14 protein-coding genes are annotated in these 15,263 nt (G+C 65.6%); 7 read left to right on the forward strand and 7 right to left on the reverse strand.

All coding sequences use genetic code 11. The features are described from left to right. Window positions 1-20 precede the first annotated feature (20 nt). The 6 genes from LPB04_RS16650 to LPB04_RS16675 all read right to left on the reverse strand — a co-directional run bounded on the left by LPB04_RS16650 (window position 21) and on the right by LPB04_RS16675 (window position 5,488). Entirely contained in the window at window positions 21-722 is a 702-nt protein-coding gene (locus tag LPB04_RS16650) for an ABC transporter ATP-binding protein (protein ID WP_193685625.1), read from the reverse strand. Beyond that, window positions 715-1,428 (reverse strand): ABC transporter ATP-binding protein, encoded by a 714-nt coding sequence (locus LPB04_RS16655; RefSeq protein ID WP_193685626.1) that lies wholly within the window; start codon window positions 1,426-1,428, stop codon window positions 715-717. Before LPB04_RS16655 ends, LPB04_RS16650 begins: the two co-directional genes overlap by 8 nt. After that, window positions 1,415-2,368, reverse strand: coding sequence for a branched-chain amino acid ABC transporter permease (locus LPB04_RS16660; protein ID WP_193685627.1), 954 nt, complete (start codon window positions 2,366-2,368; stop codon window positions 1,415-1,417). Before LPB04_RS16660 ends, LPB04_RS16655 begins: the two co-directional genes overlap by 14 nt. An 8-nt stretch (window positions 2,369-2,376) precedes the next feature. Further along, complete coding sequence (locus LPB04_RS16665) at window positions 2,377-3,249, reverse strand: branched-chain amino acid ABC transporter permease (RefSeq protein WP_193685628.1); 873 nt, start codon at window positions 3,247-3,249, stop codon at window positions 2,377-2,379. A 162-nt stretch (window positions 3,250-3,411) separates the two neighbouring features. Continuing rightward, window positions 3,412-4,566, reverse strand: coding sequence for an ABC transporter substrate-binding protein (locus tag LPB04_RS16670; RefSeq protein WP_193685629.1), 1,155 nt, complete (start codon window positions 4,564-4,566; stop codon window positions 3,412-3,414). A 115-nt stretch (window positions 4,567-4,681) separates the two neighbouring features. Further along, a complete protein-coding gene (locus LPB04_RS16675) occupies window positions 4,682-5,488 on the reverse strand; it encodes an IclR family transcriptional regulator (RefSeq protein WP_193685630.1) in 807 nt (268 codons plus the stop codon). A gap of 313 nt (window positions 5,489-5,801) precedes the next feature. Between LPB04_RS16675 and LPB04_RS16680 the strand changes: the two genes are divergently transcribed. The 7 genes from LPB04_RS16680 (at window position 5,802) to LPB04_RS16710 (ending at window position 14,036) form a co-directional block, all read left to right on the forward strand. Beyond that, window positions 5,802-7,922: a 3-hydroxyacyl-CoA dehydrogenase NAD-binding domain-containing protein gene (locus LPB04_RS16680; RefSeq protein WP_193685631.1), complete on the forward strand. Its 2,121-nt coding sequence runs from the start codon at window positions 5,802-5,804 to the stop codon at window positions 7,920-7,922. A gap of 24 nt (window positions 7,923-7,946) precedes the next feature. After that, window positions 7,947-9,128 carry an acetyl-CoA C-acyltransferase gene (locus LPB04_RS16685; protein ID WP_193685632.1) on the forward strand — a complete coding sequence of 394 codons (1,182 nt, stop codon included), beginning with the start codon at window positions 7,947-7,949 and terminating at the stop codon, window positions 9,126-9,128. Between the two features lie 21 nt (window positions 9,129-9,149). After that, window positions 9,150-10,358: an acyl-CoA dehydrogenase family protein gene (locus tag LPB04_RS16690; protein ID WP_193685633.1), complete on the forward strand. Its 1,209-nt coding sequence runs from the start codon at window positions 9,150-9,152 to the stop codon at window positions 10,356-10,358. A gap of 12 nt (window positions 10,359-10,370) precedes the next feature. Then, window positions 10,371-11,513, forward strand: a complete 1,143-nt coding sequence (locus tag LPB04_RS16695) for an acyl-CoA dehydrogenase family protein (RefSeq protein WP_193685634.1) — start codon at window positions 10,371-10,373, stop codon at window positions 11,511-11,513. Continuing rightward, entirely contained in the window at window positions 11,510-12,310 is an 801-nt protein-coding gene (locus LPB04_RS16700) for an oxepin-CoA hydrolase, alternative type (protein ID WP_193685635.1), read from the forward strand. The genes LPB04_RS16695 and LPB04_RS16700 overlap by 4 nt, the downstream gene beginning before the upstream one ends. Before the next feature lie 2 nt (window positions 12,311-12,312). Beyond that, window positions 12,313-13,518, forward strand: coding sequence for a CaiB/BaiF CoA transferase family protein (locus LPB04_RS16705; protein ID WP_193685636.1), 1,206 nt, complete (start codon window positions 12,313-12,315; stop codon window positions 13,516-13,518). Window positions 13,519-13,646: 128 nt separating this feature from the next. Then, complete coding sequence (locus tag LPB04_RS16710; RefSeq protein WP_193685637.1) at window positions 13,647-14,036, forward strand: CzcE family metal-binding protein; 390 nt, start codon at window positions 13,647-13,649, stop codon at window positions 14,034-14,036. A 12-nt stretch (window positions 14,037-14,048) separates the two neighbouring features. Here the strand turns inward: LPB04_RS16710 and LPB04_RS16715 are convergent, their stop codons facing one another. Beyond that, window positions 14,049-15,230: an ABC transporter substrate-binding protein gene (locus tag LPB04_RS16715; protein ID WP_193685638.1), complete on the reverse strand. Its 1,182-nt coding sequence runs from the start codon at window positions 15,228-15,230 to the stop codon at window positions 14,049-14,051. Between the last annotated feature and the right edge of the window lie 33 nt (window positions 15,231-15,263).

Below are 15,263 nucleotides of genomic sequence, written 5' to 3' on the forward strand. Positions count from 1 at the left end.
ATGGTCTCTTCAGTAGTTGATTAACGTGCAAAATACAGGTCGTGCAGGTGATCCAGGCTGACCTCGGAAGCCGCCTGCGACAGCACGACTTTGCCGCTTTGCATCAGATAAACGTGATCGGCGACGCCGACCGCGCGTTGGGTGTTCTGTTCCACCAGCACGATGGTACGCCCGTCGCCCTTCAGGCGCCCGAGGATCTCGAACAGTTCATTGACCATCACCGGCGCCAGGCCGAGCGAGGGTTCGTCGATGATCAGGAGTTTGGGGTCGCTCATCAGGCCGCGCGCCATCGCCAGCATCTGGGCTTCGCCGCCCGAAAGCGAGCCGGCCAATTGCTTGCGGCGTTCGCGCAGGCGCGGGAACATCACATAGGATTTCTCCAGGTTCGCCGCCGCGCCGGCGCGGTGCTGGGGCGCGAAGGCCCCCATCATCAGGTTTTCCTCGACCGTCATGTCGCGAAACACCATGCGGCCTTCGGGAATCATGGCCATCGACACCAGGTTCATGTCCCAGGTCGGCGTGCCGTTCAGTGGCTTGCCGTCGAGGGTGATCGAACCCTGCATCACCGGTATCAAGCCCATGATCGCGCGCAGCAGCGTCGTCTTGCCGGCGCCATTCGGGCCGATGATGGTGGTCAGCTTGCCCGGCTGGACGGTCAGCGACAGATCCCACAGCACGTTGATGGCGCCATAGCCGGCGCGCAGGTTGGAAATCTCAAGCATGGTCCGCTCCCGTATAGCTCTTCACCACCTCCGGATTGCTGAACACCTCCGAAGGCGTGCCTTCGGCGATCAGCTGGCCGAAGTTCAGCACCGCCACCCGTGCGCACAGGTTGCTGATGGTCTCGATGTCGTGCTCGATGATGCAGATCCCGACCTGGAATTTCTGGTGCAGGCCCTTGAGCATGTTCATGAAAGCGCGCTTGCCGTTGGTTTCCAGGCCGGCCAGCACCTCGTCCAGCAGCAGCAGTTTCGGATCGGTCGACAAGGCCTTGGCCACTTCCAGCGCCTTCAGTTCGGTCAGCGCGAGGCCGGTGGAGGCATCGCGTTCGGCCTTTGCGGTGAGGCCGGTGAATGCGAGGATCTCGTCGATGCGGCGCTCGTCCAGGCGTCCCGTGCCGAAGCGCTGCGACACCTGCAGGTTCTGGCGCACGGTCAGTTCGTGCATCGGCTGCGGGATCTGGAAGGTGCGGCCGATGCCCATGCGGGCGCGCTGGTACATCGGCGCCTTGAGCACGTCGACGCCGTCGAAGACGATGCGGCCGGCGGTCGGGCGCACCAGGCCCGAGATCGCATTGAACAGCGTGGTCTTGCCGGCGCCGTTCGCGCCCACCAGGCCGACGACGTCGCCGGTGCCGATGTTCAGGGACACGTCGTTCACGGCGGTCAGGCCGCCGAAGCGCACGGTCACGTTTTCAAGCTGTAGCATCTTTTTTCCTCATGAACTTGCGCGCCAGGCCGAACAGGCCGTCGGGACTGGAGATGATCATGGCGACCAGCACCACGCCCAGCACCAGCTGGTGGCCGGTCGGCATCAGGTTCTTCACGAACAGCTGGTCGACGAGATACACCACGACTGCGCCGACCAGCGGGCCGGTGATCGTGCGGTAGCCGCCGAAGATGGCCGCGACAATCGGGATCGTCACCCAGCCGGCGGAGAATGCGTAATCCGGCTCCAGGAAATTGATGTAGTGGGCGTTGAAGGCGCCGACCACGCCGCACATGAAGGCCGAGACCAGCAGCATCAGGCCTTTCAGCAGGGTGTTGTTGACGCCGACGACGCGCGTCGCATCCTCGCTGTCGTGCATGGCGCGCAGCGCCAGGCCGTGCGGGCTGCGCCGGATCATGTCGTAGACCAGGGCGAACACCAGCACGATGGTGAGGATCACCAGGTAGTTGCCGGTCTTGCTGGCGAAGTCATAGCCGAACAGGGTCGGCAGGCGCGGGATGCTGGCGATGCCGCCCGAGCCGCCCGTGACCGACTGCCACTCGGTGGCGAGGATGCGGAAGATGTGGGCATAGGCCAGGATGGCGAGCGCAAAATAGGGTCCGCGCAGGCGCAGCACCGGCAGCATCACCAGGGCCGCCACCACCGCGCCGACGCCCCCCAGCAGGATGCCGGCGAAGACCGGCACCCCGTGCTGCATCGACAGCACGGCCGAGGTATAGGCGCCGACGCCGAAGAAGGCCGCGTGGCCGAAGCTCACCATGCCGCCCAGGTTGCCGAGCAGGGCCCAGGACAGGGCGATGCCGCCGATGACGAGCGAGGCGATCACCAGGCTCATGACGTAGGCGTTCGCGCCCAGCAGCAAGGGCACGCCGACATACACGAGGGCGAGGACCGCGATCAAAAGCTTGTTTGACTTCATATTCAGTTTCATCCGCGCCTCTTGGTAGCACCGAACAGGCCGTTCGGCATGACGAACAGCACCAGCAGGAACAGTCCCATGCCGGCCAGTTCCTGCAGGGCCGAGCTGGCCAGGGTCACGGTCAGCGATTCGGCGATGCCGAGCAGGACCGCGCCGATCAGGACGCCCGGAATCGAGCCGATACCGGCCAGCACCGTGATGATGAAGGCCTTCACGGTGAGCACACTGCCGGTGGCCGGGGTGATCGTGCCGTAGCTGAACAGGGCGACGCCGGCGAAGGCCGCCAGGATGCCCGCGACCAGGAAGGAGACCAGTTCGGTGCGGCCCGGGTTGATGCCCATGAGTTTGGCAGCGTCGCGGTTGCTGGAGACGGCGCGCACCGCGCGGCCATACCAGCTGCGCGACAGCCACCACCAGAGGGCGACGATCAGCACGATCGAGACGAAGAAGAACAGCACTTCGCTGCGCATGCTGTAGAGCTCACCGACCTGGAAGGCTTCCTGCATCCACGAGGAGCCGGTGGCGCGCACGTCCGCGCTCCAGATCATCAGGACGATATTCGTGAGGATCACGCCCACGCCATAGGTGAGGGTGAGGGAATTGATTTCGCGGTTGGTCTTGATTTTGCCGACCACGAAGTAGAGGAGGGCGGAGGTGAGGCAGACGATCACCACTGCAATCGGAATCGCCATCGCCGGATTCCAGCCCATTTTCGTTTCGACCGTGTAGGCGATGTAGGCGGCCAGCAGCACCAGCTCGCCGTGCGCCAGGTTGATGACCTTCATCGCGCCGAACACCAGCGCCAGGCCCAGGGCGATCAGCGCATACGAGCCGCCCTGCAGCAGGCCGGAGTACACGGCCTGCAATATTAATTCCGTCATGTCTGCATTCCAATCAGTTCATGGCAATTTCGGTTTGGTGTGACAGGACCTCGAGAAACCGTAGCGAGCGGCAGGCCTGGTGGCCGAGACGCGCAGCTGTACGAGTAGTACAGCGAGCATCGCAGGCCGCCAGGACAACGCGCAGTAGGTTTATCGAGGTTCCTACCACGGCACGCCCGGGAAGACCGGCTTGCCATTGGCCGACTCTTTCGGCCACACGAGGACGACCTGCTTGCCCTGGTGCTGGCCCATGCGCTGGACGAAGTTCGGGTTGTCGCCCTTGGCGTTGAACTGGACGCGGCCGATCAGGGTCTGCTTGTCGGTCTTGCGCAGTTCCTCGATCACGCCGCCCTTTTTCAGCGTGCCCTTGTCGGCGGCGCGCGCGATCGCGTCGAACAGCAGCATGGACTGCACGTAGCCGAACTGGCCCAGGTAATCCGGCTCCTTGTTGTGCAGCTTCTTGTAGGTCTCGCCGAAGGTCTTGCCTTCGGGCGTGGTGAAGTTCACCGGGAAGGGCAGGACCGCGGTGCCGTACACGTTCGGCATCAGGTCGGGGAAGTCGGCCGCCATCTTCGGCGTGGCCAGCGACCAGACGCCGGCGATCGCCTTGGCCTGCGGTTTCAGAACGCGCGCCGCGCGCAGGATGCCGACATAGTCGTTCTCGTAGCCGACCATGGCGATGAATTCCGAGCGGTCCTGCAGCTTGACCTTGTTGATGATCGGCTTGAAGTCGGTGATCGCCGGATCGAAGGCGTGCATCGCGACCTTGATGCCTTTCGCGGCCAAGGTTTTCTGGACGTCGGTCGCCAGGCCTTCGGTGGCGTCCTTGGTCGAATAGATGATCGAGACCGATTTCACACCCAGGTCCGAGATCAGTCCGACCAGCGCCTTCTGGTAGCCGGCCGTGTTATTGATGCGGAAGAAGTTCTTGCGGCCGGCTTCGACCAGGCCGTCGTCGACGCCGCCCGAGGTCATGTAGGCCAGGCCCAGTTTGTTCGCCGCGTCCGAGGCCGGCGAGATGTTGTTCGAGCCGTAGCCGCCGGTGATCGCCACCACGCCTTCGCTGGCCAGCTTCTCGACCGCGGCGACCGCCTTGGCCGGGGCCGACTCGTCGTCCACCGTCACCAGCTTGATCGTGTGCTTGCCGTTGGTCTTGTTGAACACCTCGGCGGCGACGCGGATGCCTTCCTGGGTACCCATGCCGACCCGGGCCAGCGGGCCGGTCAGCGGAATCTGGACGCCGACCAGCAGCTCGTCGGCCTGCGCACCTGCGCACAGGGTCATGATTGCCAGGGCGATGCTTGTTGCCTTTTTCATGTCTCCACCTTTTCAGTTATGTTCACGATCTGGTCCCGTGGCGGGACCGGCGTTGTTGCGCCGGCGGCTGTCGTGCCGCCGGCAAGGTTCTGCAATGCTGTGGGCGGGCCGCCCGCTACCCCAGGTTGCGGCCCATGCTCATTTCGACGTTGCGCACCAGTTGCACCAGGCGCGGGCCGAGGTCGTCGATCAGTTTTTCCTGCGGCAGGAGAAAAGAAGGGCCGCCGCAGTTGAAGGCCATGGTCTTGGCCGGGTCCGGATCGACCAGGGGCACGCCGACGGCGCTGATGTTCGCGTCCCACAGGCCCGAGGACAGGCAGAAGCCCCGGTCCTGGTAGTCGCGGAAACCCTGTTCCAGGTCGGCCTTGATCTTCGGCCAGTTGGTTTCGGTCTGCAGGCGGATATGGTCCATCAGGAAGTCGCGGTCGTTCTGCGGCAGGCCGCACAGGTAGGCCTTGCCCATCGCGGTGGTGGCCAGCGGGATGCGCGAACCGGCGTCGCGGCGCAGGGTCACGGCCGCGCTGCCGCGGCAGGCTTCCACATACACCATCGACAGGCGGTCGCGGATCCCGATCGCCACGCTGCACTGGGCGTATTCGGCCAGTTCCTGCATCGCGGGACGGGCAAGCTTGCGCACGTCGAGATTGGCCAGCAGCGTATAGCCGAGGGCCAGCACGGCCGCGCCCAGCTGGTAGCGGCCCTGGTCGGGCGAATAGCTGAGGTAGCCGAGCTTGGTAAGGGTATAGGTCAGGCGCGAAATCGTCGGTTTCGGCATGGCGGTGCGCTTCGCCATTTCGCTGTTGGTGAGATAGGTCTCGCCAGGGCGGAAGCAGCGCAGGATCTCCAGGCCGCGCGCCAGGGCCGTGACGAACTGGCGGTCCTTGGCTGCATCGTCTTCGAATGACTCGATCTCGTCTTGCATGGGTTCTTTCGTTGTCTCGGTGCCCAATCTGAGGCTGGGTCTGGGCGGATATTCACACACCGAAAACCGAAGTGTCAACAGTTTCGTGAAATGGTCGTTCGCACAGCGAAACATTTTACCGCCGCTCCTATATGTCGCCTGTCGCGCTCACCGATGCCTCATGGAAATGCTCTGCATACCGACTGTAAAGACTCCCCAACAAGGGCATTTACACCGCCGTTGGAAATGCGGTATCGTAGTTTTTGCCGCAATCTGCAAAACATAATTCCGCACAGCGAAACGCTTGGCGAAAACCTACAAGGAGACAGGCTTGATGAATACCGCTGAAGCTGCTGGAGCCGCCGCCGTCGCGTCTGCCCGCCATGACGATATCCTCGTCGTCACGATCGACAACCCGCCCGTGAACGCGCTTGGCGTCGACGTGCGGCGCGGCCTGATGGAGGCCATCGAAGCCGCCGACGCCGACCCGGCCGTCAAGGCGGTGGTCCTGCTCGGCGCCGGCCGCAACTTCCTTGGCGGCGCCGACATCCGTGAATTCGGCAAGCCGCCCCAGGCGCCCGCGCTGCCGGATGTCTGCAACCGCATCGAAGCCTGCTCGAAGCCGGTCGTCGCCGCCATCCACGGCGCGGCCCTCGGCGGCGGCCTGGAAGTGGCGCTCGGCGCGCACTACCGCGTGGCCCTCGCCAACGCCAGGCTGGGCCTGCCGGAAGTGCTGCTCGGCCTCCTGCCCGGCGCCGGCGGCACCCAGCGCACGCCGCGCCTGATCGGCGCAGCTGCCGCACTCGAGCTGATGCTGAGCGGCCGCCACATCGGCGCGCGCGAAGCATTGAAGCTCGGCCTGGTCGACAAGGTGGAAGAGGGTGATGACCCTGTGGCCGCGGGCCTGGCCTATGCGCGCGAACTGATTGCATCGAACGCGGCGCCGCGCCGCACCAGCGAAGGCACGGCCCTGGCCGACCGCCCAGCCACCCAGGCCGCGATCGACGCCGCCCGCGCCGACACAGGAAAGAAGGCGCGCGGCCTGTTCTCGCCCCTGAAGATCGTCGACGCCGTGCAGGGCGCGCTCGACCTGCCATTCCTTGAGGGCCTGGCGCTGGAGCGCACGCTCTTCCTCGCCTGCCTGGACAGCCCGCAGCGCGCCGGCCTGGTACACGCCTTCTTCGCCGAGCGCGAAGCGGCCAAGGCGCCCGAGACCCGCAGCGCGCAGCCGCGTGAAGTCAACAGCGTCGGCATCGTCGGCGGCGGCACCATGGGCGCCGGTATCGCCGTGGCGGTGCTGGACGCCGGCCTGCCGGTCGTGATGATCGAGCGCGACGAGGAAGCGCTGGCGCGCGGCCGCGCCAACGTGGAGAAGGTCTACGACGGCCTGATCGCCAAGGGACGCATCAAGCCCGAGGCGAAAGAAGCGATCATGAACCGCTGGAGCGGCAGCACCGCCTACGATGCCTTGAGCCAGGTCGACCTGGTGATCGAAGCCGTGTTCGAGGACATGGCCGTGAAGCAGGCGGTGTTCAAGGAACTCGACCGCGTCTGCAAGCCAGGCGCCGTGCTGGCCACGAACACCTCCTACCTCGACATCGACCAGATCGCCGCCTCCATCACGCGTCCGCAGGACGTGATCGGCCTGCACTTCTTCTCGCCGGCGAACATCATGAAGCTGCTCGAGATCGTGGTGCCGGCGAAAGTCGCGGCCGACGTCGTCGCCACCGCCTTCGAGCTGGCGAAGAAACTGAAAAAGACCGCGGTACGCGCCGGCGTCTGCGACGGCTTCATCGGCAACCGGGTGCTGGCCGTGTATGGCCAGGCGGCCCAGATGATGATGGAAGACGGCGCTTCTCCCTACCAGATCGACAAGGCGGTGCGCGGCTTCGGCTATCCGATGGGACCGTTCCAGGTCTCGGACCTGGCCGGCGGCGACATCGGCTGGGCCACCCGCAAGCGCCGCGCCGCCACGCGCGACCCGCAAGCACGCTATGTGCAGATCCCGGACCGCCTGTGCGAACGCGGCTGGTTCGGCCAGAAGACGGGCCGCGGCTACTACCTGTATCCGGACGGCGCCCGCGTCGGCACGCCCGACCCGGAAGTCGAAGCCATCATCGATGCCGAACGCCGGCGCGCCGGCGTGACGCCGAAGACCTTCACCGACGAGGAGATCGTGCGCCGCTACCTGGCGGCGATGATCAACGAAGGCGCGAACGTGGTGGACCAGAAGATCGCCCTGCGTCCGCTCGACGTCGACGTGACCTTCGTGCACGGCTACGGCTTCCCGCGCTACCGCGGCGGCCCGATGCACTACGCCGACACGGTCGGGCTGGACAAGATCCTGGCCGACATCCAGGAATTCGCGAAGGAAGATCCGCTGTTCTGGAAGCCGTCGCCGCTGCTGGTCGATCTCGTCGCGCGCGGCGCGAATTTCGCCAGCCTGAATAAATAAGAGAACACTCACAGGAGACTCGCCATGCGCGAAGCCGTCATCGTTTCAACCGCCCGCACCCCGCTCACGAAAGCGCACCGCGGCGAATTCAACATCACCACCGGCCCGCAACTGGCCGCCTTTGCCGTGCGCGCCGCCGTCGAGCGCTCTGGCATCGATCCGGAGCAGATCGAGGACGCCATCCTCGGCTGCGGCTACCCGGAAGGCACGACCGGCCGCAACGTCGCGCGCCAGACCATCATCCGCGCCGGCCTGCCGATTTCGATCGCCGGCACCACCGTGAACCGCTTCTGCGCTTCGGGCCTGCAGGCGATCGCCATCGGCGCCGGCCGCATCGTCGTCGACGGCGCCCCGGCCGTGATCGCCGGCGGCGTCGAATCGATCTCCCAGATCCGCACCCGCGATTCCGGCGATTCGGGCATGGACCCGTGGATCCTCGAAAACAAGCCGGCCCTCTACATGCCGATGATTGAGACCGCCGATATCGTGGCCGCCCGCTACGGCATCTCGCGCGAAGCCCAGGACCGCTTCTCCTTCGAGAGCCAGCGCAAGACCGAAGAAGCCCAGCTGGCCGGGCGCTATGCCGAGGAAATCGTCGCCTGCACCACGACGATGGCGGTGACCGACAAGGAAACGAAGGAAGTCACGCAGCGCGAAGTGACCGTCAGCGAGGACACCTGCAACCGGCGCGGCACCACCTATGAAGGCCTGGCAAAATTAGCGCCGGTCATGGGCGAAGGAAAATTCGTCACCGCCGGTAATGCCTCCCAGCTGTCGGACGGCGCCTCGGCCTGCGTCATGATGGAAGCGAAAGAGGCCGAGCGCCTCGGCCTGGCCCCGCTGGGCGCCTTCCGCGGCATGGCGGTCGCCGGCTGCGAGCCGGACGAAATGGGCATTGGTCCCGTGTTCGCGGTGCCGAAACTGCTCAAGCGCTTCGGCCTGACGGTGAACGATATCGACCTGTGGGAGCTGAACGAAGCCTTTGCTTCGCAGGCCATCTATTGCCAGCAAAAGCTGGGTATTCCGGATGAGCGCCTGAACGTGGACGGCGGCGCGATCTCGATCGGCCACCCGTTCGGCATGACCGGCGCACGCCTGGCCGGCCACATTTTGCTGGAAGGCCGCCGCCGTGGCGCAAAATACGCTGTCGTCACGATGTGCATCGCGGGTGGCATGGGTGCCGCCGGCTTGTTCGAGATTTTCTAAGGGACGCATTTAAGGATACCTATGGACCTGAATTTCACTCCGCAAGAAGAAGCCTTCCGTGCCGAAGTGCGCGCCTTCCTGGCCGATAAGCTCCCCAAGCGCCTGTCCGATAAAGTCGCCGAAGGCAAGCACCTGAGCAAGGCCGACATGGAGGAGTGGCACGCCATCCTCAATGAACGCGGCTGGCTGGCGAACCACTGGCCCGAACAATACGGCGGCCCCGGCTGGACGGCCGTCGAAAAATTCATCTTCGAGAACGAGAGCGCCATCGCCCATGCGCCGCGCATCGTGCCCTTTGGCGTCAACATGCTCGGGCCGGTGCTGATCAAGTACGGCAACGAGGCGCAAAAGGCCTACTGGCTGCCGCGCATCCTGAACGGCGACGACTGGTGGTGCCAGGGTTATTCGGAACCGGGCGCCGGATCGGACCTGGCGGCCGTGAAATCCACTGCCGTACGCGGGACCGACGCCGAGGGCGAGCACTACATCGTCAACGGCCAGAAAACCTGGACCACGCTCGGCCAGCACGCCAACATGATTTTCTGCCTGGTGCGCACCGACCGCGAGGCGAAGAAGCAGTCCGGCATCAGCTTCCTGCTGATCGACATGAACTCCCCTGGCGTCGAAGTGCGTCCGATCATCACGCTCGACGGCGAGCATGAAGTCAACGAGGTCTTCTTCACCGACGTGCGGGTGCCGGTCCAGAACCTGGTGGGCGAGGAGAACGCCGGCTGGACCTGCGCCAAGTACCTGCTGACCTACGAGCGCACTAACATCGCCGGCGTCGGCTTCTCGGTGGCGGCGCTCGCGCGCCTGAAGCGCATCGCCGCGACCCAGACCCGCAACGGCAAGCCGCTGTCGGAAGACCCGGCCTTTGCCGCGCGCCTGGCGCGGGTCGAGATCGATCTCGAGAACATGAAGACGACCAACCTGCGCGTGATCGCGGCGGTGGCCGGCGGCGGCGTGCCGGGCGCGGAAAGTTCGATGCTCAAGATCCGCGGCACCGAGATCCGCCAGGAGATCACCTCGCTGGCCCGGCGTGCGATGGGCGTGCATGCACGCCCCTTCACCCAGGACATGCTCGATGCGGACTACCAGGGCCCGACTTTCGGCCCCGATTTTGCGCCAGCCGCATCGGCCCAGTACTTCAACAACCGCAAGCTGTCGATCTTCGGCGGCTCCAACGAGATCCAGAAGAACATCATCTCGAAGATGATCCTCGGACTGTAAGGAGTAGGTCAGATGAACTTTGAACATACCGAAGAACGGCGCATGCTCGCCGACAGCCTGAACCGCTTCATCGCCGAGCGTTACAACTTCGAGACGCGTAACAGGATCGCCGGCAGCGCCGAGGGCTATTCGCCCGAGATGTGGAACCACTTCGCCGAACTGGGCGCGGTCGGCGCCCTGATGCGCGAGGAAGACGGCGGCTTCGGCGGCGCCGGCTTCGACATCGCGGTGGTCTTCGAAGCGCTGGGCCGCGGCCTGGTGCTCGAACCGCTGCTGGCGAGCGCGGTGCTGGCGGCCGAAGCGATTGCAAGGAGCGGCAACGAAACCCAGCGCGGCCTGCTGGAGTCGATCGCCGACGGCAGCACGATCGCCAGTTTCGCGCATGACGAGCCGGACACGCATTACGAACTGGCGCGCGTCGGCCTCATCGCCCGTCGCGAAGGCGAGGGCTGGTCGCTGAACGGCGTGAAATCGGTCGTGGCGCTGGGCGAGCAGGCCGGCGTCTTCGTCGTCTCCGCGCGTACTGCGGGCGCGGTCGACGAGCAAAACGGCATCTCGCTCTTCCTGGTCCCGGCCGGCACCGCTGGCCTGACCGTGCAGGGCACGCCGACCATCGACGGCGGCCACGTGGCCGAGCTGCGCTTCGAGAACGTGCTGCTGGAGCGCGGCGCGCTGCTGGGCGAAGAGGGCGCGGCTTACGCGACGCTGGAACGCGCCGTCGGCCGCGGCATCCTGGCCCTGTGCGCGGAAAGCCTGGGCGCGATGGAAGCGGCCAAGGAAGCGACCCTCGACTACCTGCGCACCCGCAAGCAGTTCGGCGTCCCGATCGGCAGCTTCCAGGCCCTGCAGCATCGCATGGCCGACCTGCTGCTGGAGATCGAGCAGGCACGCTCCGCCGTCATCAACGCGGCCGCCGCGCTGGACAGCGAAGACCGCATTACCCGCGAGCGCGCCCTGTCCGCCGCCAAGATGTCGATCGGCCGGATCGGCACCAAGGTGGCCGAAGAGTGCATCCAGCTCCATGGCGGCATCGGCATGACCTGGGAATTGCCGCTGGCGCACTACGCCAAGCGCCTGGTGATGATCGACCACCAGCTGGGCGACGAGGACCACCACCTCGAGCGCTACATTTCGCTCGGCCGGCAGCCGGCATGAGCGGGCTGCTGATCCGCACCGAGGGTGCGGTGCGCATCCTCGTCAACAGCAATCCGTCGGCACGGAATGCGATCACGCCGGCGCTGTACGACGCCTTGCCCGCCGCGCTGAACGAGGCTGCGGCCGACCCTGCGATCGGCGCGATCGTCTTTGCCGGCGACGGCGACTTCTTCTGCGCCGGCGGCGATTTGCGCCAGCTGGCGACGCGGCGCGAACTCCCGGTGGCGGGGCGCCTGGAGAAAATCGGGCGCCTGCACGACCTGATCCGCGCCTTGCGCGCCTGCCCGAAGCCGGTCATCGCGGCTGTGGAAGGCGGCGCGGCCGGCGCCGGCATGTCGATGGCGCTGGCCTGCGACATGCTGGTCGCGGCCGAGAATGCCTTCTTCACGATGGCCTATGTGAAGGTGGGGCTGAGCCCGGACGGCGGCGCGACTGCCTTTCTGGCGGAGTTCCTGCCGCGCCAGCAGATGATGGAGCTGTGCCTGCTGGGCGAGCGGATTCCCGCGCAGCGCCTGCATGCGCTGGGCGCCGTCAACCGCCTGGTGGCGCCCGGAGCGGCGCTGGCCGAAGCGGTGCAACTGGCCGAACGCATCGCCGGCGGACCCGCCAACGCGGCCGCGCGCATCAAGCGCCTGTGCGACAACGCGGGCCACGCCAGCCTGGACCAGCAGCTCGACCTGGAAGCGCAGCTGATGGCCGAGTCGCAGGGCGACGACGAAGCGCAGGAAGGCATCAAGGCCTTCTTCGAGAAACGCAGGCCGGATTTCGCTTCCCTACGCGGACGCACTGGAGACTGAACGTGACAACACAATCGAATCTGCCGCTGGCCGGCGTGCGCGTCCTCGACCTGTCGCGGGTGCTGGCCGGACCCTGGTGCGCGATGGTGCTGGGCGACCTCGGCGCCGAAGTGATCAAGGTCGAGCACCCGCAGCGCGGCGACGACACCCGCGACTGGGGCATGCGCGTGGGCGCCACCGAGACCGCCTATTTCAACAGCGTCAACCGCAACAAGCGCTCCATTTGCCTCGACCTGAAGACCCCGGAAGGCCAGCAGATCGCGCGCGACCTGATCCGTAAAAGCGATATCGTCATCCAGAACTTCAAGTTCGGCGACATCGAGCGCCTGGGCCTGGGCTACGAGCAGATGAAGGAAGAGCAGCCTGGCCTGATCTACTGCTCGATCACGGGCTATGACCGCACTGGTCCGGAAGCGGCCCGTCCCGGCTACGACCTCGTGATCCAGGGCGAGGCCGGCCTGATGGCCCTGAACGGCGAACCGACCCAGCCGCCGCTGAAATTCGGCGTCGCCGCGGTCGACATGATGACCGGGATGTACGCGGCCCAGGGCGTGCTCGCGGCACTGTACGACCGCGAGAAGACGGGCCTGGGACGCCACGTCGGCATGGCCCTGTTCGACTGCGGCCTGATGATCACGGCGTATTACGGGCTGGAAGCCCTGCTGCGCGGGAACGACCCGCCGCGCTACGGCAACGCCCATCCGTCGATCATGCCGTATGGGGTGTACGAGGCCGAGGACGGTCCGCTGGTGATTGCAGTCGGCAACAACAGCCAGTATTTGCGCTTCTGCACCGAGGTGATCGAGCGGCCCGACCTGGCCGAGGACGAGCGTTTCAAGACCAATCTCGAGCGCACGAAACACCGCGAGGAACTGGTGCCCCAGCTGCGCCAGGCCGTGGGCGCGCGCAAGCGCAAGGAGCTGCTGGAGCGCATGACCCGGGTCGGCATTCCCTGCGGCGAGGTGGCGGGGCTGTACGAGGCGATGACCTCGCCGCGAACGGTCGAGGCGGGCCTGGTCAACAAGATGCCGCATCCGGTGGCGGGCACGGTCGATGTGATGTCGTCGCCCTACCGCTTCAACGGCGAACGCCTGCCGGTGCGCAGCGCGCCGCCGACGCTGGGAGAAGGCACGAACGAGGTGCTTGCCGATTTGCTGGGTTTGTCGGAAGAGACCTTGAAAGCCTTGAAGAAACGCGGTGTCGTGTGATCATCCGGGTGCAATCGCCTGGTGAATGCGCCCGTCCCGCGACATTTTATTTTCCTATGCCGCTTACATTCCGCGCTCCGGGAGCTAGATTGAATAAAGAATCTTCTGGTTTTCCTTTGGAGCGCATCATGACATCCCGTCTGTTTGTTCCCGCCGTCGCCGCAGTGCTGGCGACGGCCTGCATGTCGGCCAGCGCGGTCGAACCGCGTCCTGACCTGCTCGGCTCGCGCGTCCCAAGCGCAGCCGCCGTCCGTACCGTCAACCTCGGCTCAGGGGTACAGTCGATCAACGTCGTCAGCGGCGACACTGTCCGCTTTGTCGGTAGCGGGGGAGAATTTGCCTGGACCTTCAATACCAGCCCCATCGTCCAGGTCTTCAACCTGAGCCAGGTGGCGCCGAACGGCACCGTGGGTCAGGAAACGCGCGTGTATGTCGCGCCCAGCCCGCTGTATTCCGAACGGGCGCAGTTCAACGACAACGACCGCCAGGATACGCGGCTCCCGGCGGTCGTCAGGTAGTGCGCGTGTTGCTTATTTTCCGGCGTTCAGGGCGCGCAGGAACTGCCCCTTGATCTTGCCGCCCTCGACCGTGCCCAGGATGGTATTGGCGATCGTGCCGCCCTTGCTGTCCAGGCCGTCGATGTCGTTCGGGTTGTATTCCGGCGGCAAGGTCGTGAAGGCCTTCTGCATCTGCGCCCGGATCGCCGTGGCATCGGTCGTGGTGCCGGCCAGCTTCATGGCGGCAACCGTGGCGTGCACGGTCGAATAGTTCAGGCTGATCTCGGTGCTCGGATCCTTGCCCGGATTGAGCTTGCGGTAGCGCTGGGTGAAGGCGACCGCTTCCGGACGGTCGTCGTTTGCCAGCGGCATCACGCCGATCGAGCCTTCCAGCGGCGCCAGGCCGCCCACGACCTTGGCCATCTCATCGATCTTGGCCTGGTCGAGGATGATGAAGCCGCCCTTGAAGCCCAGTTCGCGGGCCTGCTTGGCCACCAGCGCGGTCGGCTCCGAGGCGCCGCCGATGAACATGACGTCCGGCTTGGCCTGCACCGCACGGCTCACGCCGCTGTAGAAATCGGTCGCCTTGTTGTAGGACATCGGGTTTTCCGCGACGATCTTGCCGCCGGCGCCTTCCCAGACCGGCTTGAAGGCCGCTGCCCAGGCCTTGGCGTAATCGTGGTCGGCTTGCAGCATGGCCACGTTCTTGCCGTGCTTGGCCATCATGGCCTTGGTGAAGGGAGCGATGTAGCCGGTGAAATCGGGCGGGATGCGGATCGTCAGCTTGTTGCCGCGCTCGGTCACCTGGGGCAGGCTGGTGTACGCCAGCAGCAGCGTGTTTGCCTTTTCGTTGAAAGCCTGGACCGCGAACACGCCGCCCGAGTGCGGCACCAGCACGGCGGCCGTCTTGTGCTGCTGTACCAGGCGCTGGACGTTGATGGCGGTCTCGGCCGGGTTGTACTTGTCGTCGAGCGGGACGATCTCGACCTTGTAGTTCTTGCCGCCGATGGTGAGCGGCTTGGCATTGATTTCGGCGGCGGCCATTTCCATGCCGCTCAGGACGTTCTTGCCGTACAGCGCAGCGCCGCCGGAGAGCGGTCCGGAGTAGCCGATCTTGATGACTTCCTGCGCCTGGGCGCCGCCGGCGGCGAAGGCGAGGGTGGCTGCAGCGGCTGCCAGCAGGGTGCGGCGGGTGAACTTGGCTTGCACTTTCATGTGTGTGTCTCCTGAGAGTTGCTTGTTGTGGGT

Source organism: Massilia litorea (genome assembly GCF_015101885.1).
Classification (GTDB): Bacteria; Pseudomonadota; Gammaproteobacteria; order Burkholderiales; family Burkholderiaceae_D; genus Telluria; species Telluria litorea.

Coding starts and splice junctions, on each gene's coding strand:
- LPB04_RS16660 (WP_193685627.1), bottom strand. CDS start 2,368: ATGAAGTCAAACAAGCTTTTGATCGCGGTCCTCGCCCTCGTGTATGTC.
- LPB04_RS16670 (WP_193685629.1), bottom strand. CDS start 4,566: ATGAAAAAGGCAACAAGCATCGCCCTGGCAATCATGACCCTGTGCGCA.
- LPB04_RS16700 (WP_193685635.1), top strand. CDS start 11,510: ATGAGCGGGCTGCTGATCCGCACCGAGGGTGCGGTGCGCATCCTCGTC.
- LPB04_RS16710 (WP_193685637.1), top strand. CDS start 13,647: ATGACATCCCGTCTGTTTGTTCCCGCCGTCGCCGCAGTGCTGGCGACG.
- LPB04_RS16685 (WP_193685632.1), top strand. CDS start 7,947: ATGCGCGAAGCCGTCATCGTTTCAACCGCCCGCACCCCGCTCACGAAA.
- LPB04_RS16715 (WP_193685638.1), bottom strand. CDS start 15,230: ATGAAAGTGCAAGCCAAGTTCACCCGCCGCACCCTGCTGGCAGCCGCT.
- LPB04_RS16650 (WP_193685625.1), bottom strand. CDS start 722: ATGCTTGAGATTTCCAACCTGCGCGCCGGCTATGGCGCCATCAACGTG.
- LPB04_RS16680 (WP_193685631.1), top strand. CDS start 5,802: ATGAATACCGCTGAAGCTGCTGGAGCCGCCGCCGTCGCGTCTGCCCGC.
- LPB04_RS16655 (WP_193685626.1), bottom strand. CDS start 1,428: ATGCTACAGCTTGAAAACGTGACCGTGCGCTTCGGCGGCCTGACCGCC.
- LPB04_RS16675 (WP_193685630.1), bottom strand. CDS start 5,488: ATGCAAGACGAGATCGAGTCATTCGAAGACGATGCAGCCAAGGACCGC.
- LPB04_RS16665 (WP_193685628.1), bottom strand. CDS start 3,249: ATGACGGAATTAATATTGCAGGCCGTGTACTCCGGCCTGCTGCAGGGC.
- LPB04_RS16695 (WP_193685634.1), top strand. CDS start 10,371: ATGAACTTTGAACATACCGAAGAACGGCGCATGCTCGCCGACAGCCTG.
- LPB04_RS16690 (WP_193685633.1), top strand. CDS start 9,150: ATGGACCTGAATTTCACTCCGCAAGAAGAAGCCTTCCGTGCCGAAGTG.